The organism is Phenylobacterium sp., from assembly GCF_031360265.1.
Classification (GTDB): Bacteria; Pseudomonadota; Alphaproteobacteria; order Caulobacterales; family Caulobacteraceae; genus Phenylobacterium.
The window spans coordinates 1-3,928 of record NZ_JANMBF010000133.1; the positions used below are offsets into that span (position 1 = coordinate 1).

The 3,928-nt window shown below is 67.8% G+C and carries 3 protein-coding genes and 1 pseudogene; 1 reads left to right on the forward strand and 3 read right to left on the reverse strand.

All coding sequences use genetic code 11. The features are described from left to right. The 3 genes and pseudogenes from RMN86_RS12310 to RMN86_RS12320 form a co-directional block, all read right to left on the reverse strand. Positions 1-648, reverse strand: a 648-nt coding sequence (locus tag RMN86_RS12310) for a M20/M25/M40 family metallo-hydrolase (protein ID WP_309606136.1), incomplete at its 3' end; no start/stop codon positions are given. A gap of 3 nt (positions 649-651) precedes the next feature. Beyond that, positions 652-2,439 (reverse strand): long-chain-acyl-CoA synthetase, encoded by a 1,788-nt coding sequence (locus tag RMN86_RS12315; RefSeq protein WP_309606137.1) that lies wholly within the window; start codon positions 2,437-2,439, stop codon positions 652-654. A gap of 301 nt (positions 2,440-2,740) precedes the next feature. Continuing rightward, positions 2,741-2,893: pseudogene (locus RMN86_RS12320) on the reverse strand (ClpX C4-type zinc finger protein); the annotation flags it as partial. A gap of 164 nt (positions 2,894-3,057) precedes the next feature. On the opposite strand from RMN86_RS12320, the gene RMN86_RS12325 reads away from it, so the two are divergent. Then, positions 3,058-3,789, forward strand: coding sequence for a hypothetical protein (locus RMN86_RS12325; protein ID WP_309606138.1), 732 nt, complete (start codon positions 3,058-3,060; stop codon positions 3,787-3,789). Positions 3,790-3,928 lie beyond the last annotated feature (139 nt).

Sequence of the window (3,928 nt, forward strand, 5' to 3'; positions counted from 1 at the left end):
GGTGTTGTAGATCCCGGCTCGGTAGCTGAGGGTCCCCGTCGGCGCGGGTCCGACGTGCTGGGCGAAGCCGAGGTCCGGTTTGCCGAAGCGCTCGAAGAGGTGATCGGCCAGCATGGCCTGGGCGCCCCGGCCGAGTTCTTCCGCCGGCTGGCCAATGAACATCAGCGTGCCGTGCCAGGACGCCTTCATCGCCACCAGCTGCTGGGCGGCGCCGACCCAGGCAGCCATGTGGATGTCATGACCGCAGCTGTGATCCACCGGCGTCGGCTTGCCGTTGTAGTCGGCGATCACGTGGCTGGCGTAGGGCAGGCCGGTCTTCTCCTCCATGGGCAGCGCATCGAGCTCGGTACGCACCATCACGAGGGGGCCCTTGCCGTTCCTGAAGATGGCGACGATGCCGGTCCTGCCGACGTGCTCGGTCACCTCGAAGCCCAACGCGCGCATCTCCGCCGCCAGCTTGGCGGCCGTGGCGGTCTCCTGGAAGCCGAGTTCGGGGTGCTGGTGGATGTCTTTGTAGAGGGCGTCCAGATGGGCGTAGGTCTGGCTCAGCGACGCTTCGATCGCGGCCTTGTCCCGGGCCATGTCGCGCGCCTGGGCGGTGGTGGCGAGCGCCAGGGACGCGGCGACGGCAAACAGTATCTTCGTCATGGGTCAGACCTTCACGGCGCCGGCGGCGATCTTGTCGAACACCCCCTTGGTGACTTTCACATAGCCCTTCTTCGGGTCGCGAAAATAGAGCGCGCCCTTGACCTTGCCGGGATCGTAGCCGTCGGCGACCAGGTCCATCTTGCGCGGCTTGAAGGTGCCGGTGGTGTCGATGGCCGGCAGGATGCGGACGAACACCGGTCGGGCGTAGGCGGGCAGCTCGCGGGCCATCTCGTCGCCGAAGGCCTTGATGTCGAACTCCGGACCGACAACCAGTCCAGCCATGCCGGCGCGGCCGTCGGAGCCGGCCACCTCGACGCCATAGACGCTGGCTTCCTTCACCCCCGGGCAGGCCAGCAGCCGTTCGGCAACTTCACCGGTGGAGACGTTCTCGCCCTTCCAGCGGAAGGTGTCGCCGATGCGGTCGACGAAGTAGAAGTAGCCGTCGGCGTCGGTCTTCATCAGGTCGCCGGTGGCGAACCAGGCGTCGCCCTTTACGAAGACGTCTCGCAGCACCTTCTTTTCGGAGGCCGCCTTGTCGACGTAGCCGGTGTATTCGGCCCGCGCATCGCCGCCGATCTGGCCGATGCATTCGCCGATCTGGCCGGGACCGCATTCGACGCAGAACCCGTCGGCGCCGCGGATCGGCGTCTCGCTCTCGATGTCGAACTGCACCAGGCGAATGTTGAAGCGGCCGCGCAGCCACCTGGGCACGCGCCCGATCGCGCCGTCGTGTCCGTCGAAGTTGAACATCGAGACATTGCCCTCGGTGGACCCGTAGAACTCCAGGATCTCCGGGATAGCGAACCGCTGCTTCATCACCGGCCAGATGTCAGGCCGCAGGCCGTTGCCAAAGGCCAGACGGATCCTGTGGCGGGTCTCGTCGTCGCCCGGGGGCTGGTTGACCAGGTAGCGGCAGAGCTCGCCGATATAGACGAACATCGTACAGGCCTCCTGCGTCACCTCGGGCCAGAAGTGGGTCGCGGAGAACTTGCGGCGCAGGACCACCGAGCCGCCGTTGAGCAGCGCCGCGCCGAGCGCGCAGAGGCCGCCGGTGGCGTGGTACAGCGGCAGGACCACATAGATGCGGTCGTTGGCCGTCGCGCCCGTCGAGCCCGCGAAGCCGCGCATATAGAGCTGGGCCCGGACATGGCTGATCCGCGCGGCCTTGGGCAGACCGGTGGTGCCGGAGGTGAAGATCAGCAGGGCGGTGTCGCGAGCCCGCAGAGCCTCGCGTGCGCCGCGGTCTGGCGGCAGCTGGCTGCAGCTCTTCAGCGCCTGGACGAGATCGCGCTGGTCGTTGTGGGCCGGGCCGAGGATCCATTGCGGCAGGGGTTTTTCCAGCAGGGGTCGGGCGGCTTCGAACACCGGCGCGGTCTCTGTATCGACGATCACACAGGCGGCGCCGGAGATGCTCAGGCAATGGGACAGGGCCAGGCCGGAGAGCTGATTGTTAATCAGGGCGGTGACCACGCCGATTTTCGACAGGCCGTACCAGACGGCGAAATATTCCAGCCGGTTGGGCATGAACAGCGCCACGGTCTGGCCGCGTCGAAGGCCCAGCCCCCGGCCCCAGTGGGCGAAGCGATTGGCGATGCCGTCGAGCTCGCCGTAGCTGACGGTGCGGCCCTCGAAGGTGATGGCGGGACTGTCACGCCAAGTTTCGACGGCGGCCTGCAGGTCGTCGCAGATCAGGTTGGCGCTGTCGGGCGCGATCGACTTCACGCGCGTCAGCGTCCGGTTCAGCCCGCGCAGGAAACGCCACTCGCGCTGCAGCTTGGCCTTGAGGGGCATCCACGTCTCCGACCTGAGGTCCGAGCTTGGGGATGCGCCGGACGCCCGGTCAAGGGCCTGACGCGTGGCGCTAGGAGAACCGCTCCCAGGCGGACTGGCGCGAGATGCCCAGCGCCGCGCCGATGTCGGCCCAGCTGACCTCGCGCCGGCGCAGTTCATCGATCACCCATTGCAGCTGAGTGCGCTTGCCGCGGACAGTGGCCTCGACGCCTGGGAGCTGAGCAATCAGGCGCTCGGTGGGGAGCTCGGCTGGCGGCGGGAACCGGGAAAGGTCCGGGGTTCCGCCCGCCAGATAGACCTCGCACATGGCCACACAGTCGTTGCAGATCATCACCAGACCGGGCCCGGCGATCAGTTTTTCCACCTCATGCTGCGACTTGATGCAGAACGAACAGTAGAAGGTCTTGGGGGCCTCTTCTCCGAAAAGCCCCTTGAATTTCGGCGCTTTGGCCATGTTCGTCTCCGTCAGGCTTATCCTGGCTGTCAGTCAGCTCCTGACATTCCCTGTTGTCAAGACATTCCTGACATCGCGCAAATGAGACCATTCCGAGGCGTTCGGAACCGGCCGCCGACCCACCCCGTTTGTCCCCCGATCATTCCCGAAGGAGGGATTTCAAAATGTCCGTCGATTTCACCGCTACCCCCGTCTCCCGCACTTCATCGGATGGCTCGGTCTTCGCCGCCGTTCCGTCCTGGGAGCGCAACAAGCAACGCCGCAGCTTCGGCGGCGGTCGCCCGATGGCGTCACTGCCGATGACCGCGTCGGAACAGGTCGTCGAGACCCGTCCGCCGACCGGCGCGAGCGTATTCGCCGCGTCGCCGGTCCCTACGGCGACCACGCGCCGCCCGTCCGGGGTCGCGCCCGTGGTGATCGCCGCCGGGATCCTCGCCCTCGGCGGTCTCGCCGCCGCCGGCTGGTATGCCTATCAGCCGCACGACAACGGCGTGGCGCAACTGACCCCCGGCTCGACGTCGACGGTGACAACGGTCACGCCGGCCGAGCCCACAGCACAGATCGCGGCCACCGCGCCGACCCCGGCGCCGGCCGTCACCCGATCTTCGACGACCACTTCGACGACGACCACGACGCGCACCGCCACGCCGCGGATGATCGTCACGCGTCACAGCATCACGACCCAGGTCTCGACCCCCGTCGCCAGGCCCGCGGCGCGAAACATTGAAGACAGCTCGGTGAACACCGCCGCCACGGCGCCGGCCCTGCCCGCCTTCAATGGCCTCGCCCCCGCCGCCGCAACCGCCGCCACGACGCCCGCGCCGGTCGAGGCCGCGCCGGCGCCTGTCACCGCCGAGGTTCCCTCAACGCCCCCGACCTCGACGCCGCCGCAGTAAACCGTCCGTCCAGGACGAAAGAGGCGGGCCGCCCCAGGCATTGGGGGCGGCCCGTTCGCGTTTGGGAACGGGCTTGCCGCCTGCACGGCACCCCCAATTCCGGGCCATGAGGCTGTGGAGAGCGTTCTCCAGAACATGC